General features: G+C 65.3%; 13 protein-coding genes. 8 read left to right on the top strand and 5 right to left on the bottom strand.

Annotated elements, in window-relative coordinates; translation table 11 throughout:
* The first annotated feature begins 757 nt into the window (after positions 1-757).
* A complete protein-coding gene (locus tag K940_RS31405; protein WP_081706121.1) occupies positions 758-2,479 on the top strand; it encodes a glycoside hydrolase domain-containing protein in 1,722 nt (573 codons plus the stop codon).
* A gap of 16 nt (positions 2,480-2,495) precedes the next feature.
* Here K940_RS31405 and K940_RS0102570 read toward each other — a convergent pair whose 3' ends face one another.
* Together K940_RS0102570 and K940_RS0102565 are read right to left on the bottom strand one after the other, a co-directional pair.
* Positions 2,496-2,921, bottom strand: a complete 426-nt coding sequence (locus tag K940_RS0102570; protein WP_028476228.1) for an HIT family protein — start codon at positions 2,919-2,921, stop codon at positions 2,496-2,498.
* A 49-nt stretch (positions 2,922-2,970) separates the two neighbouring features.
* A complete protein-coding gene (locus K940_RS0102565) occupies positions 2,971-3,348 on the bottom strand; it encodes a PH domain-containing protein (RefSeq protein ID WP_028476227.1) in 378 nt (125 codons plus the stop codon).
* Between the two features lie 137 nt (positions 3,349-3,485).
* Here K940_RS0102565 and purD point away from each other — a divergent pair, with 137 nt between their 5' ends.
* Positions 3,486-4,757: a phosphoribosylamine--glycine ligase gene (gene purD, locus K940_RS0102560; protein ID WP_028476226.1), complete on the top strand. Its 1,272-nt coding sequence runs from the start codon at positions 3,486-3,488 to the stop codon at positions 4,755-4,757.
* 54 nt (positions 4,758-4,811) lie between these two features.
* Here purD and K940_RS0102555 read toward each other — a convergent pair whose 3' ends face one another.
* The gene (locus tag K940_RS0102555; RefSeq protein WP_028476225.1) at positions 4,812-5,813 is read right to left on the bottom strand and encodes a M23 family metallopeptidase; all 1,002 of its coding nucleotides are present in this window, start codon (positions 5,811-5,813) and stop codon (positions 4,812-4,814) included.
* 98 nt (positions 5,814-5,911) lie between these two features.
* Between K940_RS0102555 and K940_RS0102550 the strand changes: the two genes are divergently transcribed.
* From K940_RS0102550 to K940_RS0102525, 6 genes are all read left to right on the top strand, one after another.
* Positions 5,912-7,036 (top strand): pyridoxal phosphate-dependent aminotransferase, encoded by a 1,125-nt coding sequence (locus K940_RS0102550; RefSeq protein WP_036527288.1) that lies wholly within the window; start codon positions 5,912-5,914, stop codon positions 7,034-7,036.
* A 128-nt stretch (positions 7,037-7,164) separates the two neighbouring features.
* The gene (locus tag K940_RS26705) at positions 7,165-7,839 is read left to right on the top strand and encodes a TetR/AcrR family transcriptional regulator (RefSeq protein ID WP_051406810.1); all 675 of its coding nucleotides are present in this window, start codon (positions 7,165-7,167) and stop codon (positions 7,837-7,839) included.
* Between the two features lie 6 nt (positions 7,840-7,845).
* On the top strand, positions 7,846-9,267 hold the full coding sequence (gene purB / locus K940_RS0102540) for an adenylosuccinate lyase (protein ID WP_028476223.1): 1,422 nt from the start codon (positions 7,846-7,848) through the stop codon (positions 9,265-9,267).
* A gap of 123 nt (positions 9,268-9,390) precedes the next feature.
* Positions 9,391-9,813 carry an HIT family protein gene (locus tag K940_RS0102535; protein ID WP_028476222.1) on the top strand — a complete coding sequence of 141 codons (423 nt, stop codon included), beginning with the start codon at positions 9,391-9,393 and terminating at the stop codon, positions 9,811-9,813.
* Positions 9,814-9,928: 115 nt separating this feature from the next.
* Positions 9,929-12,115: a S9 family peptidase gene (locus K940_RS0102530; RefSeq protein ID WP_051406834.1), complete on the top strand. Its 2,187-nt coding sequence runs from the start codon at positions 9,929-9,931 to the stop codon at positions 12,113-12,115.
* Between the two features lie 67 nt (positions 12,116-12,182).
* The gene (locus K940_RS0102525; protein WP_028476220.1) at positions 12,183-12,884 is read left to right on the top strand and encodes a DUF2334 domain-containing protein; all 702 of its coding nucleotides are present in this window, start codon (positions 12,183-12,185) and stop codon (positions 12,882-12,884) included.
* A 42-nt stretch (positions 12,885-12,926) separates the two neighbouring features.
* Here K940_RS0102525 and K940_RS0102520 read toward each other — a convergent pair whose 3' ends face one another.
* Positions 12,927-14,315, bottom strand: a complete 1,389-nt coding sequence (locus K940_RS0102520) for a glutamate decarboxylase (protein ID WP_028476219.1) — start codon at positions 14,313-14,315, stop codon at positions 12,927-12,929.
* A gap of 184 nt (positions 14,316-14,499) precedes the next feature.
* Positions 14,500-15,144, bottom strand: coding sequence for an MBL fold metallo-hydrolase (locus tag K940_RS0102515; RefSeq protein WP_028476218.1), 645 nt, complete (start codon positions 15,142-15,144; stop codon positions 14,500-14,502).
* Between the last annotated feature and the right edge of the window lie 51 nt (positions 15,145-15,195).

Here is a 15,195-nt window from a genome sequence, read left to right as displayed (position 1 = left end):
TCCGAGTGCTTCTTCGGTGACGCCGACGGCGCCCCGTTCACGAGTTCCGGCACCATGTCGATGGGCCCGCACCGCCGGCAGCGTGAGCTCGATCCGATCCACGCTGTATCGGTCGATTCGCCGGGGGTGGTATCGGGTCGAGTCCGGCGTCGATCAGTGCTTCGTCGCCGAGTCCTGTGTCTGGGCAGGCGTTGAACACGATGATCTCATCGATGTTTCGTCTTGTGGGTGGCCGAACCTTCGGTCACCGAGGTGGTGTATCCCGCCGTCGTGGCGATTTGCCGTGATCGCGCAGCAGATGCCCCCCAGTCCAGCGTCTACGGTCGTCACTCGGATCGCCTGCGTGTGATACGTGTAAAATCTTCTTGCTGTTGTGCATTCCGGGGGTTGTCTCGCTTCTCGGCGTGGATGGTCTCGTCGACCGCTACGGTCTGAGATGGATGGGGCCCGCGCTGCAGTCGTATGGAGCCGGCTGCAGCGGCAGGTCGGTTACGGATACCGGTGCGCCGTTGAGAATCGTTGGCGCCGAGTGAAAACGAGCGCGTGTCCGAAGTGCCTATATTGCACATAGATTCGTCCGAGGTCACGCATGAACACCGGATGAGCTACGAACCGGATATGAGGGCACTCCTTGGCATCCTTCGAGTCGAATCCAACAATACGAGGGTAGTATTTCTGCCGAAAGTGGTTGAGATGCACGAGGATAGCGCGTTTCCGTCGGTTGACGCGCGGCATCGTGCGATTGCCGGGGTGCGCGATGGCTGAGTTGATCGATTTCTCCGCAGCGTTGATCGAACCACAAGCGATCAAGGACGCTGGGTATGTCGGTGTCGTAGGCTATTTCAGTGATTCACGTCCCGGTACGAATTTCGGGGCCAAGCCACTGACACGGGAATACTGTGATCGGCTACGCGCTGTCGGACTCGAGATAGTGACCAACTACCAGTACGGCAAAGGAGACACCGCCGACTGGAAAGGGGGGTACGACGCAGGTGTGCATCATGCGCAGATCGCGCTGGGGTATCATTTCGCGGCCGGTGGTCCGGGCTTTCGGCCGCTGTATGCCTCGGTCGATTCGAATCCATCGCTACACGAATGGAATTCACTGATCGTCCCGTTCCTTCGTGGCTGGGCGTCGGTGGTCGGGCTGGAGTGGACCGGCATGTACGGCAATGCGCGGTGCATCGACTGGGCGCTCGAGGATGGCGTCGCCACCTGGTTCTGGCAGCACAACTGGTCCGGCGATCCCTCGATCAACGACGATCACCCGGCGGCGCACATACATCAGATCAGGATCGACCGCGATCGGGTGGGCGGTGTCGTGGTGGACGTCAACACGATTCTCGCCGACGACTACGGTCAGTGGTCGAAAGCGACGCCGCCGGCTCCGGGTCCGGGTGATGAGGTGAACCGACCCGAGTACGTCGAGCTCGACCGGATGGGCAACTCGGCCTCCAGTCGGCACGGCGCGCGCGTGGTGAATTTTCTGCTGCACACCCAGGAAGGCAATGGAACCGCCGAGAGTCTGGCGAATTATCTCAACAATCCACGAAACGGCGTGAGTTATCACTACACGCTGCATGATCGTGTGGTCGTGAACGTCGTGGACACCGACCTGGCGAGTTGGTCGGTGTTGGATGCAAATCCCTACACCATCAACCTCTGTTTCGCGGGCAGTCGCGCAGCCTGGAGCCGCAATGACTGGCTACTGATCCGCGACGATATTCGGATCGCGGCGTGGTTTGCGGTGCAGGATGCGCGCAAATACGACTTCGAGCCGCATGTCATCGTGCCCCCGTACGAGCGACGAGAGGGGATCTCCGATCACAGATACGTCACCGATTGCCTCGGTATCGGCACCCACACCGACGTTGGGCCGAATTTTCCCTGGGACGTCTTCGTGGCGGACGTGCACGAGTTCGCTGGCAGCGGTCCGAGGCAACCTGTGCCGAATGCGATCGACGACAGCGCCGCCGCAAATCCGTGGCTGGGCAGCCGCATCACCGATGGCGAACTCGGGGTGCCCGACGGCATCGGCCGGCGGGCTCATTTCGAACACGGCCACATCTATTGGCATCCCGATACCGGCGCGCATGCGATCCCTGAGGCGTTGTGGGCGACGTACGCGGAACTGGGGTGGGAAACCGGGCCACTCGGCTACCCCGTCACCGAGCGCACCGTCCTCGATGGACCCGACGGCCGGCCGTGGGGTGTGGTGCAGGGCTTCCAGGGCGGAGCGCTCTATCGTCGGCTCTCCAGCGAACGCGCATACCGAGTGCACGGCGCGATTCGTGACCGATGGAACCGCACCGGTTTCGAGAGCGGTCCTCTCGGTTGGCCCGAAAGCGACGAACTCCCTTGGGACGGTGGTGCGTATCAGGATTTCGAGCACGGTCGGGTCTATTGGACCCCGGACCAGACGCTGGCGATGATCTCGGTAGGCGGAGTGGACATTCCGCTGGGGGACGGCGAGGGTTGAGACACGGACCGGAGATTCAGCCCGGCACGTTGGCGCCGCAACCGAGGTCACGCAACGCCCGTGTGATCTTGGTCTGAGCCTCGTCCAGTGATGCGGCGCTCGGGTTCGGATCCGCCGCGGACAGGTCGAAGTCGCTCAGTTCGAACGCCGGGAAGACGTGGACGTGCAGGTGTGGTACCTCCAGCCCAGCGATCAGCAGACCTGCGCGCGGTGCATCCCACGCCGCGCGCACGGCCCGGCCGATCTGCTGTGCGACCCCGGTGAGCCTGGCGAAGGTGCCGGGGTCGACGTCCTGCCAGTGGTCTATTTCCTCGCGGGGCACGACGAGGGTGTGGCCCGGGGTGACCGGGGCGATCGTGAGGAAGCCGACGAACTCGTCGTCCTCCCAGACGAATCGACCAGGAAGTTGACCGGCGATGATCGCGCTGAAGACAGATGTCATATCCGGCAGACTAGACCGGTGCGCGCGCCAGTGGGGCGCACCGGCCGGGTCATGACGCCACGAAATGCGACAGGATGCCCTGCACCTCGTAGATGTCGACTTGTCGGTTGAAACGTTTCTGCAGCGGGTCGTCCGCACCCGAGATCCAGATCGCCAATTCCGCGTCCAGGTCGAAGGTGCCCGCGGTCTCCACCGAGAAATGGGTGATCGCTCGATAGGGAACGCTGTGATAGCTCACCTTGCGTCCGGTGACACCTTGTTTGTCGATCAGGATCAGCCGGCGATCGGTGAACAGCATCGCGTCGCGGACCAGGAGGTACGCGGCATAGATCTGTTCACCGTTACCGAGGAGCTTTCCGTATTCTTGTTGCGCTTGGGCCGGTTCGATCCGGCCGGCATTGCCCATCAGTCCGTCGATCAAACCCATCGTCAGCACATCCTTCAGATGTTCCGGTGTGGTCGGCGCGGGCGGATGGCGCCCACATCCGTTGTCTCCATTCATCATCCCCCCTGCGTGGCCTGGCACCGCCGAAGGCAGTGGGCGAGTCGATTAGGCTGTCTGCCGTGCGTGTACTCGTCATCGGTTCCGGAGCCCGTGAACATGCTCTCGTCTCGGCCCTGCGGCGCGACGCCGCGGTCAGTGCGGTGTTCGCCGCTCCCGGCAATGCCGGGATGGTCCAACGCGCACAGGTCCGGCCGGTCGACCCGTGTGCGGCGGAGGACGTCGTGGCGCTGGCCGCAGAGGTGGCGGCCGACCTGGTGGTGATCGGGCCCGAGGTTCCACTGGTGCTCGGTGTCGCCGACGCGGTGCGGGCAGCCGGCTTCGCCTGCTTCGGCCCATCGGCGGCGGCCGCGCAGATCGAAGGCTCCAAGGCATTCGCCAAGGATGTGATGTCGGCGGCAGGGGTGCGCACTGCGCACAGTGAGATCGTCGACACTCCCGCCGAGCTCGATGCTGCTCTCGATCGGTTCGGGCCGACCTGGGTGGTGAAGGACGATGGACTGGCGGCGGGCAAGGGCGTTGTGGTGACCACCGATCGCTCCGCGGCCCGCAAACACGCAGCGGAACTGCTCGAACAGGGCCACAGGGTGCTGCTCGAATCATTCCTGGACGGTCCTGAGGTGTCGCTGTTCTGCCTGGTCGACGGTGAGACGGTGGTGCCGCTTCTTCCTGCTCAGGACCATAAGCGCGTCGGTGACGGTGACACTGGACCGAATACCGGCGGTATGGGCGCCTACGCACCATTGCCCTGGTTGGACGACGCGACCGTCACCACGATCGTGGAGCAGGTGGTCCGGCCGGTTGCTGTCGAACTGGTGCGGCGCGGATGCGGTTTCTCCGGTCTGCTCTATGCCGGATTGGCGATCGGTGCGGCCGGGCCTGCGGTAGTCGAATTCAATTGTCGATTCGGTGATCCCGAGACACAGGCGGTGCTCGCGTTGCTGGACAGTCCGCTCGGCGAGCTGCTCCACGCTACTGCGACCGGCACGCTTGCCCAGGTCGACCGGCCGCGCTGGCGAGACGGGTCGGCGGTGACCGTCGTGCTGGCCGCGGAGAACTACCCGGCTCGCCCGCGTGTCGGTGACGCCATCTCCGGCGTCGGCGAGGGTGCGCTCGACGATTCTGCCATGGTTCTGCACGCCGGAACCGCGGTGCGCGCCGACGGCTGCCTGGTTTCGGCCGGTGGGCGGGTGCTCAGCGTGGTTGGTGTCGGTGCGGATCTGAGCGAGGCGCGCAGGCGCGTCTACGACCGCCTCGCCACGATCAAGTTGCCGGGCAGTCACTACCGTACCGATATCGGCTTGGCCGCCGTCGAGAACCGCGTCGAGGTCTGAACACGTCGCGACCAGCGGTGAGTACGGCCCATGGTCGTGCGTGGCGACCGGCACCTACTCGAAGCGCAGTCCGCGAAGCGCCAGCCAGTGCAGCGGGTCCACATGTCGCCCACCGGCAATCACCTCGAAATGCAAATGGGGGCCGGTGGAGTCCCCACGATTGCCCATACGAGCGATTTGCATCCCTGCCGGCACCCGCTCACCGACCGAGACGAAGAAGTCGTACATGTGGCCGTAGACGGTGATGCTGCCGTCGTCGTGGCGGATGCGCACCCAGAGCCCGAAGCCTTGGGCGGGCCCTGCGTCGATCACCGTCCCGGTGGCGACCGCGTAGATGGGTGTACCGATCGGTCCCGCGATGTCGATACCTTGGTGGAAGGTTCCCCAGCGGGAACCGAATCCAGAGGTGAAGACACCGCGGGCAGGCAGTACGAAACCGGAGATGCCCGGAAGGATCGATCCGGGGATGATCGGCGATCCGGGGACGATCGGGGCTGCTCCGGCTATCCACGGTTGTGGTTCACCCGCAACGGCGGCGGCGGCCTCGGCCTTGGCTCGCTCGAGCGTCGCGCGTGCGGCGGCCGCGACCACGGCTTGCTCCCGTAGTCGCTCGCCGTTGGCGATCGCATTCAACAGCCGGCGTGCCGAGGGCGGCGTGTGCTGTAGCTGCGGCGGGTAGGCCACCGCAACGCGCTGGGCATGGTTCGGCGCTGGCGTGCGCTCGGTGATCATCCCGGCGAACGAGGTGTCGCTCGTCGTGAGCGCGGCGGTCGTGGTTATCGCGACCAACAGTGCCCGGTGCGCCAGTGCCCACGTGCGGATCTGCTGCGGGTCGGGTACGCGGCGCCGTAGTTCGCGCGACGGTCTGCGATTCCACCAGCCGCGCAACCGCGGTAATCGTGTTCGGTGGCCGGGTAGCTCGGGCTCAGCGCTCGCTTCTTCTGTTTGCTCTGGTGACTGCGACGGTGCGGGCGTATCCCGAGGATGCGGAATGACCCCGATGCCATCCGCTCCTCCCGCTCGGCCGACGCCGTCGTGACCAGCTTTCTCAAGCATTGTGCTGACCATAACCGTGTCCGTGCGCGAGCGGGTGCTCTACCGTCGGTCGAGTGTCCAGAGAATCTCGCCGGTCGACCATTCCACCTTTCTACGTGATGGATGTCTGGAAAGCTGCCGCCGAACGCGCTCGGACTCACGGCGACGTCCTGATCCTTGCAGCCGGGCAACCCTCGACACCAGCACCGCGGCCGGTACTGCGGGCGATCAAGACGGCCGTCGAATCGGAATTGCTCGGCTATACCGAGACCTTTGGCATCCTGGCACTTCGTGAGCTGATCGCCGAACACCATCGCGAGAAATACGGCTATCGGGTGGACCCGGACGACGTCGTGGTGACAACTGGCTCGTCGGGGGCGTTTTCGCTGATCTTTCTCGCCGCATTCGACCCGGGGGACACCGTCGTGGTCGCGCGCCCGGGCTATCCGGCCTATCGCAACAGCCTCACCGCTCTCGGTTGCCGAGTGGTGGAGCTGGACTGTGGTCCGCAGACCCGATTCCAGCCGACCGTCGGCATGCTCGAAGCGTTGCCACAGCCGCCCGCAGGTGTGGTCGTAGCCAGCCCAGCCAACCCGACGGGCACCATGATCGCTCCCGCCGAGCTCGCGGCGCTGGCCCGCTGGTGTGCGCAGCACGGCACTCTGCTGATCTCCGATGAGATCTACCACGGCATCACCTACGACAACTCGCGAACCGACAGCACGACCTCGTCGGCGTGGGAGACCTCACGGGAATCGGTGGTGATCGGCTCGCTGTCCAAGTACTTCTCCATGACGGGTTGGCGGCTGGGCTGGATGCTGGTGCCGAGTGAGCTGCGGCCCGCGTTGCAACGGCTGGCCTCGAACCTGACCGTATGCCCGCCCGCGGTTTCGCAGCACGCGGCACTGCATGCCTTCGGTGCGGAGGCCGCGGCAGAACTGGATGGGCATGTCCGCCGGTACGCGGTGAACCGGCAGTTGCTGCTGGAGGGGTTGCCGACATTGGGGATCACCGACCTCGCCCCGGCCGATGGCGCGTTCTATGTGTACGCCGATATCGGTCATCTCACCGACGACTCGCGTGCTTGGTGCGCCGATGTGCTCGAGCACACCGGGGTTGCGCTGGCACCGGGGGTCGACTTCGACACGGTCGACGGGCATCACACTGTGCGAATCTCCTTCGCGGGCGCCACGTCCGACATCGAGGCCGCGTTGTCTCGTTTGGGCCACCACTTCGGTATCTGAATCTCTTTTCGGATAGTAACTTTCAGCAGTTCGACACCTAGGTCACCTGGATGCGGTAGAACAACGTTGGCTCCATTTCCTCGATGATTTCCACTGGAAGAACCGATGACGACTGGCACGATGGCACAGTGATCACCGCGACGACTCCGAAGGGCGAGCGGCGTCGCCAGGCTTTGGTGGCTGCCGCTGCCGAGCTACTGCTCGAGGGTGGGTTCGACGCGGTGCGGCATCGGTCGGTTGCCACGCGCGCCGAGCTTCCGCTGGCCTCGACCACCTACTACTTCGAATCCTTGGACGATCTGATCGCCCGAGCGGTCGAGTTCAGCGGCAATGCCGAACTCGACGTGATGCGTCGGCGGGTCGGCGAAATCAACCATCGCCGACGGGGTGCGTCGGCAACGGTCGAACTGGTGCTCGATCTCCTCGTGGGGTCCGACTGCATCGACGAGGTTGTGCGCGGGCAGTTGATCGCCCGCTACGAGCGCTCGGTCGCATCGGCGCGCCACCCGCAGCTACGGGAGGTCCAGCGACGGCTTCGTGGGCAGCTGGACGAGTTGTTGGCCGACGCGCTGCGGCGATCCGACCGAATAGTGCGGCTGGAGCAGTTGCGTCGGTTGGTTGCGGTGGTCGATGGAGCGGTGGTCGCGGCGCTCACCGAAGCAGCCCCGGAACCACGGCGGATGGCACGGGGAGCGCTCCAGGAGGTCATCGACATCGTCGCGCCCCCGGTGCGGGCGGCGAGCCCGGACAGTTCGCCGCGGGCGATGTCTCGGCAAACCGACCGTTTCCGGGCATTAGACTGACCGGACGTGAGCGTCATCCCGAACATTCTCGCCTCCCGTTACGCCAGCCCGGAATTGGTGCACCTGTGGTCGCCGGAGCACAAGATCGTGCTCGAGCGGCGGCTATGGTTGGAGGTGCTGCGGGCACAGGTCGACCTGGGCGTAGAAGCGCCCGATGGCGTCGTCGAGGACTACGAACGTGTGCTCGACGAGGTCGATCTCGCCTCGATCGCCGAACGCGAGCGGGTCACGCGACACGATGTGAAGGCTCGTATCGAGGAATTCAATGCTCTGGCCGGCCACGAGCACATACACAAAGGGATGACCAGCCGCGATCTCAGCGAGAACGTGGAGCAGTTGCAGATTCGACTGTCTTTGGAGCATGTGTACGCGCACGGCGTCGCAATCGCGGCGCGGCTGGCCGACCGGGCCATCGAGTACCAGCCGCTGGTGATGGCGGGCCGTTCGCACAATGTTGCCGCGCAGGCCACCACACTCGGTAAACGCTTCGCCTCCGCGGCCGACGAATTGTCGATCGCGCTGACCAGGTTGCGTGAACTGATCGATCGCTACCCGCTGCGCGGTATCAAAGGTCCGATGGGCACCGCCCAGGACATGCTCGATCTGCTCGGCGGAGACTCGGCCGAACTCGCCCGATTGGAGCAGCAGGTCTCCCGGCATCTCGGATTCGCGACCGTGCTCACCAGCGTCGGTCAGGTATACCCGCGTTCGCTGGACCACGACGTGCTCTCCGCACTGGTGCAGCTGGGGGCGAGTCAGTCCTCGCTGGCGCACACCATCCGTCTGATGGCGGGGCACGAGCTGGTCACCGAAGGATTCCAGCCGGGTCAGGTGGGCAGTTCGGCGATGCCGCACAAGATGAACACCCGCTCGTGTGAACGGGTGAACGGTTTGCAGGTGGTGCTACGCGGCTACGCCTCGATGGCCGCCGAGATGGCGGGCGCGCAATGGAACGAGGGCGACGTGTCCTGTTCGGTGGTTCGCCGGGTCGCGCTGCCGGATGCATTCTTCGCCATCGACGGGATGATCGAGACCTTCCTCACCATCTTGACCGAGTTCAGCGCGTACCCGGCGGTCGTCGACCGTGAACTGCATCGCTATCTGCCTTTCCTGGCGACCACCCGCATCCTGATGGCGGCTGTGCGAGAAGGGGTGGGTCGCGAGACTGCGCACGAGGTCATCAAGGAGCACGCCGTTGCGGTTGCACTGGATATGCGCGAGCAGGGTCGAGAGCCCGACCTCCTGGACCGCTTGGCCGCCGACCCTCGCCTTCCGCTGGACCGCGCGGCTCTCGATGCCGCGCTGGCACACAAGTCCGTCTTCGTCGGCGCCGCCGATGCCCAGGTCGGCGAAGTCGTCGATCGGGTGCAGAAGCTGATCGACCGTTACCCGGCAGCGGCCCGCTACCAGCCCTCGCCGATTCTGTAACGGGCAACGACCGTCGCCGGGGATTCGCTCGTCGGCTTCGCTCGCTGCAGGTCGTCGTGCCGCGCCGGGATCGTGCCCTCGTGCTGGAGTGCGGAACCGGGCGTGCGCATAGGCTGTGCGAGCGTGAATCCATACACGATTTTCGCCGACATCATTGCCGGGCATGCACCGTCGAGCAAGGTCTACGAGGACCAGGATGTCGTAGCGTTTCTCGACATTCGGCCGATGACCGCGGGGCATCTGTTGGTCGTGCCGAGGATCGCGGCGCGTAGCCTTGCGGAGCTCGATCCAGCGATCGGGGGCAAGCTGTTTCAGGTGGGGCAACGCCTGGCCGCAGCCCTGCGCTCCAGCGAGGTGCAGTGCGATGGGGTCAACTTCTTTCTGGCCGACGGGGTGACCGCGGGTCAGGAGGTGTTCCACGTGCACCTACACGTCATCCCGCGAACGCCGGGCGATGGTTTCGGGCTGCGGGGGTGCCCGACCAGTCCCCAGCGCGCCGACCTGGACTATCTGGCTGCCTCGATTCGTGGCGCGCTCGGCGACTGAGCTACGCGCTGCGGGTATCCGGCACGGATCGTCGGTCGCCGGACATGCGATTGTCGATCCGATCGCACCGTCCGACCGGCACGGGGGAGCAGAGCCGGACAGTAGGGTGGGCGGCATGGCTCTCGACAGCGGACCGATCTTCGAACCCGGCAGCGGTGCTCCCGTCGTGGAGGCCCCGATCGCCAAGCGGGTGCCCACCGCTCGGGTGCATCACGGCGACGAGTTCGTCGATGACTACGAGTGGCTGCGGGACAAGCACAATCCTGATGTCATCGCCCATCTGGAGGCGGAAAACGCGTATGCGCAAGCACGAACCGCGCACCTGGGCGCGCTACGTGAAGCGATCTTCGACGAGGTCAAGGCGCGCACACTGGAGACCGACCTGTCGGTGCCCACACGCTTGGGCGCGTATTGGTACTACTCACGCAGCTATGCGGGCAAGCAATACGGCGTGCATTGCCGGTGCCCGGTTGCGGCCGGCGCCGACGGCATCGACGCGTGGACGCCACCGCAGCTGGACGCAGAGTCCGCCGTAGCGGGCGAGGAAATATTGCTCGACAGCAACGAGCTGGCCGAGGGGCAAGAATTCTTCGCCCTCGGCGCATTCTCGGTGAGCCACGACGGAAACATGCTCGCCTACTCGGTGGACACCGTCGGTGACGAGCGCTATGTCCTGCGGTTCAAGGACCTACGCACCGGGGATCTACTGGCCGACGAGATCGTCGGCGCCGCGCCGGGGGCCACATGGTCGCTCGAAGGCAGCCATGTCTTCTATCAAACGGTCGACGACTCGTGGCGCCCTGATACGGTGTGGCGTCATCGGCTCGGCAGTACCGAGCGCGATGTCGCGGTGTTTCACGAGCCGGATGAGCGCTACTGGGTGAGCATCGGTGCGAGCCGCTCGGAAAAATACCTGATGATCTGGGTCGGTTCGAAGATCACCAGTGAGGGCTGGGTGCTGGAATCGGACAATCCCGAGGGCGAGTTCCGGGTCCTGTTGCCCCGCCGCGAGGGTGTGGAGTACTCGGCCGAGCACGCCGTGATCGGCGGCGCGGATCGATTCTTGATCCTGCACAACGACGTGGTGAACGGAGTCAAGGCGGAGAACTTCCTGCTCGCGGAGGCGCCCGTCGATGATCCGTCGAACCTGGCGCCGTTGATCGAGCATCGCGACGACGTCCGACTCGAGGAGATCGACTGCTTCCGCGATCACCTGGTACTCAGTTATCGGCGTGAGGCGTTGACTCGAATCGCAGTATGGCCGCTGACCGAGTCGGGTTACGGACAGCTTCGCGAACTCGACTTCGATCTCGAGCTGTTCGCGGTCGGCGTCGGTTCGAATCCCGAGTGGACGCAGCCTACCGTGCGCATCGGCTTGACGTCGTTCATCACCCCGATGCAGGTGTTCGACTACGTCCCGGCCACCCGTGAGTTGCTGTTGCGTAAGGAACAGCCGGTACTCGGGGGTTACGATGCCCGCGACTACGAACAGCGCCGCGACTGGGCACTGGCGCCGGACGGTACCAGGATCCCGATCTCACTGGTGGCGAAGAAGGACGCGAACGACAGCGGACCGAGACCGCTGCTGCTCTACGGATACGGCTCGTATGAGGCCAGCATCGACCCGGCGTTCTCGGTCGCCCGTCTCTCACTGCTGGACCGGGGCATGGTTTTCGCGGTTGCGCACGTGCGCGGTGGCGGTGAGATGGGCAGGCTCTGGTACGAGCACGGCAAGACGTTGCACAAGAAGAACACCTTCACCGACTTCGTCTGCTGTGCCAGGTATCTTCTCGACTCCGGCGCCACGGTGCCGGAGCGGATGGTGGCCGACGGGGGCAGCGCCGGCGGGCTACTGGTCGGTGCCGTGGCGAATATGGCGCCGGAATTGTTCGCCGGAATTTTGGCCAACGTCCCGTTCGTCGATCCGCTCACCTCGATCCTCGATCCGTCGCTGCCGCTGACGGTCATCGAGTGGGACGAGTGGGGGAACCCGTTGGCCGACGAGGATGTCTACCACTATATGAAGTCCTATGCGCCCTACGAGAACGTCGAGTCCAAGGACTACCCGGCGATCTTGGCGATCACCAGCTTGAACGACACTCGGGTGCTGTACGTCGAACCCGCCAAGTGGATCGCCGCGTTGCGGGCCACCACCACCGGCGATCGGCCACTGCTGCTCAAGACCGAGATGAGTGCGGGCCACGGTGGAGTAAGCGGTCGCTACGAGAAGTGGCGGGAAGTGGCCTACGAGTATGCCTGGGTGCTCGATACCGTCGGCCTCGCCGAGTCGCGACAGCCGTGACGTAGTGTTCGCCGCATGGTCATGACGGCTGCATGCCGCAGACATCCGCGGGTGCAATCGTATGAGCATGGGCGCTGAGCTGATCGTGTCGGTTTCCGGGATCAGGGACAACACGCGCGATGCGGCGATCGAGTTCTCCGCTGAGATGGATCGCCGCGGCGTGCCGTTGTCGTTGCTGGTCGCACCGCGGCTGAAGGGCAAGTATCGGCTGCTCGACGACCCGCGAACCCAGGATTGGCTGCGTACTCGCCAAGCCGGCGGCGATGCCCTCGTCTTGCACGGCTACGACCAGGCGGACACGAAGCGGCGGCGCGCCGAGTTCGCTGTGTTGCCCCGGCACGAGGCGCGATTGCGGTTGGCCGCGGCAGACCGGGTGCTCGAGCAGCTCGACTTGCGCACCCGGTTGTTCGCGCCACCACGCTGGACCGCCTCGGCCGGGGCGCTCGAGGCGCTACCGGAGGTCGGCTTCCGGCTGGTGCTCGGCTTCACCTCGATCATCGATCTGGAGCGCAACAGCACACAGCGATCGTGGGTATACGGCATCGGTGACGGCGCTCGCGCCGAGCCCTGGTGGTGTCGTGCCCTGGTTTCGGGAGCCGCGCGGACCGCGCGGCGTGGCGGGGTGTTTCGGCTGGCGGTGTCCGCGGCGCAGCTCGGCCGCTGCGGCCCGCGCCAAGCGGTGCTCGACGCCGTCGACCTCGCGCTGGTCCACGGCGCGGTCGGCGCGACGTACCGATGGGAGCCGTGCGCGGCCGGACGCGCAGCATGACGCGTGTTCCGCGTGCGCCACGCGTCGCTGCTGTGGGCGCGGTCAGGTGGGCGGGGTCGCTGTCGGGGTAGCCGGCGTTGCGGAATGGGTGAAGCCGCCGGCCTCCTCGCGGGTGAGCGGAGTCGAGAACAGCCGTCGCTGCAGCTGTCGTGTGCACCGGACGATATCGGCGAGCAGAAGATCGGCCATGTCGATCGTGAATCCGTGGCGGATCACCGCGCGCATGATCGTCTCGTCGTTTCGGTCGGCGGGCAGCGGATAGGCTGCGATCAGCCATCCTCTCGAACGTAAGCGGTCGGAGAGGTCGTAGAGGTTGAATACCCGGTCGCCGGTCAGCCGCCAGCACACGGCCGCTATGCCTCGTCGCGGGTCACCGTCGTGGAGCAGCTCGAAGCCCTCGATTCCGTGCAGACCGGCGGCCAGGTGCCGCGCCACGCGATAGACGGCCGACTGCACCTTGAAGTAGCCGACACGTCCCAATCGGATGAAGTCGTAGTACTGAGTGATCGCTTGTCCACCGGGCCGGGAAAAGTTCAGGTTGAAGGTTGCCATGCTGTCGCCCAGATAGTCGACGTCGAAGATGAGTTCGTCCGGCAGATCTTTGCGGTCGCGCCACATCGCCCAGCCACAGCCGAGAGGTGCGAGCCCGGTCTTGTGTCCGGAGGCGTTGATCGACTTCACTCGGGGCAGGCGGAAGTCCCAGACGAGATCGGGCGCTGTGAACGGGGCGAGGAAGCCGCCGCTGGCGGCGTCGACATGGATCGGGATGTCCAGGTCTCGAGCGTTCTCCAGGTCGTCGAGCGCGGTGCTGATCCCGGCGACATCCTCGAACAATCCGGTGTAGGTCTGCCCGAATGTGCTGACGACCATGATCGTGCGTTCGTCGCAGACCTGCGCGAGGTCCCCGGGGTGCAGTGTCAGTCGCTCGTCGCGCAACGGGATCTGCCGGATCTCGACATCGAAGTAGCGTGCGAACTTCTCCCAACAGACTTGGACCGGACCGCAGACGAAGTTCGGCCGCCCGGTTCCGCCGCGTGCACGCCATCGGGTCCTGGCCGCCAATCCGCCGAGCATCGCCGCTTCGCTGGACCCGATGGTCGACGTGCCGCGTGTGGTCGAGGGATCGGGTGCGTGCCACAGGTCGGCGATCATCTGGACGCTGCGGCGCTCCAGTTCGGCAGTTTGCGGGTACTCGTCCTTGTCGACGAGGTTCTTGTCCATGCATTCGGTCATCAATCTGCGTGCCTGGTCGTCCACCCAGGTGGTGCAGAAGGTAGCCAGATTCATCCTGGACACGCCGTCGAGCATCAGTTCGTCGTGCACGAGTTCATAGGCGACCTGAGGGATCATCCCGTGTGCCGGAAAACCGGCCTGAGGCGCCGGTCGCCCCAGACCGGGCCGGACGAACAGGTCATCGGCTCCTTCGGACATCAACGGCCTCCCGGTTCGGCTCGATCTGCGCCTGCCGGCGTGAGCGCCGGGCACTGCGCGACCGGCCGCTGCTCATCCGCCGGAGGACGCGAAATGCCACCCAGCACGCTGCCTGCTCAGCTTGGCACATTGCTGGCCGTTCGCGGGAGGAGCTGCGCAAATCTGTCGGGCCGATTCGCGCGGGTCAGAGTTCGGTGGCGGTTTCGGGTTCGAGTACCCGAACTTCGGTTTCGGCGGGCGCCATGTCGGCCAGGCGACCCACGTAGATGCCGCGGGCGTCGGGTTGGATGATTCCGAGATGGATCGGCACGGCCAGCCGTGGATCGACCGCACGCAGATAGTCGACGGCCTCACTGATCCGCATCCAGGGCGCGGCGGCCGGGGTGGCCAAGACGCCGACCGGTACCGGCGGTACCCACAGCGAGTCACCAGGGTGCACGAACTGGGCCGGATCCTGCGCGGTACCCACCTGGAACACCGTGTTGTCGATCACCGGGATCTCCGGGTGGATGACCGCATGCCGCCCGCCGCCACCGGTGATGCGCAGGGCGCCGAAGGTCAGCACGTTGCCCGCGCGCACCGGCTCCCACGGCTCGTCACGCAGACGCGCGGTCTGCGGATCCGACAGCAACCGCGCGCCCGGGTTGGCGGCGATGAGCGCGTCGATCCGATCGGGGTCGATATGGTCGGGATGCTGATGGGTGACCGCGATCGCATCCAATCCGGTGAGGCCTTCGAAGCCGTGTGCGAAAACGCCGGGATCGAACAATATTCTCCTGCCGTGCGCCTCGAGCAGCAGGCAGGAATGGCCGAAGTGTGCTATGCGCATGCCGCTATGTTATCGGTGGTCGGCTTCCGGTCGATATCGTCGAGCCTTCGC

This window comes from Nocardia sp. CNY236 (assembly GCF_000482385.1).
Classification (GTDB): domain Bacteria; phylum Actinomycetota; class Actinomycetes; order Mycobacteriales; family Mycobacteriaceae; genus Nocardia.
This window is presented reverse-complemented; position numbering and strand designations above follow the sequence as displayed.